This window comes from Peptoniphilus sp. HCN-40583 (assembly GCF_037892835.1).
GTDB classification, from domain to species: domain Bacteria; phylum Bacillota; class Clostridia; order Tissierellales; family Peptoniphilaceae; genus Aedoeadaptatus; species Aedoeadaptatus rachelemmaiella.
The window spans coordinates 1-481 of sequence record NZ_JBBKBU010000064.1; the positions used below are offsets into that span (position 1 = coordinate 1).

1 protein-coding gene is annotated in these 481 nt (G+C 46.6%); it reads left to right on the forward strand.

What is annotated here, in order from left to right:
- Positions 1 to 55 precede the first annotated feature (55 nt).
- On the forward strand, positions 56 to 325 hold the full coding sequence (locus WKT05_RS10585; protein WP_340414063.1) for a GNAT family N-acetyltransferase: 270 nt from the start codon (positions 56 to 58) through the stop codon (positions 323 to 325).
- Positions 326 to 481: the final 156 nt, after the last annotated feature.

The following is a 481-nucleotide window of genomic DNA, read 5'->3' on the forward strand; positions in this document are numbered from 1 at the left end:
ATTTACATAAGGGTATAAAGGAAACAAGCAACTGAAAACCGGAAAGGAAGATTCCATGGAGATTAAACACACCGACGGCAGATTCTACCTTGGCGATGCGAAAGCACCGGACGGCGTTTTAGACTACCGTTTCATCGATCAAAGCACTGTTGAAGCCTACCACACGGAAACTACTCAGGCTGTGCGAGGCCAAGGCGTGGCCGGATTGCTCTTCGATGCATTTATCGCTTATGTAGAAGAACACGACCTGAAAGTTCGCGCATCCTGTAGCTATGTAGAGAAGAAAATGGCGGGAGATGACGCCTATTCGCACCGCATGGTATAGCCCTTAAGCAGACTTTACAAAAGCCAAAAAGAATAGCCATAATCACTTGACATAGTCGGCGGCGAGTTAGTATAATAGCGAGGTCATCAGCTTGATGACGAGGGCACAACGTCAGTCAAAAAAAGATTGAAAAAGTGCTTGACTACAGACTACCGC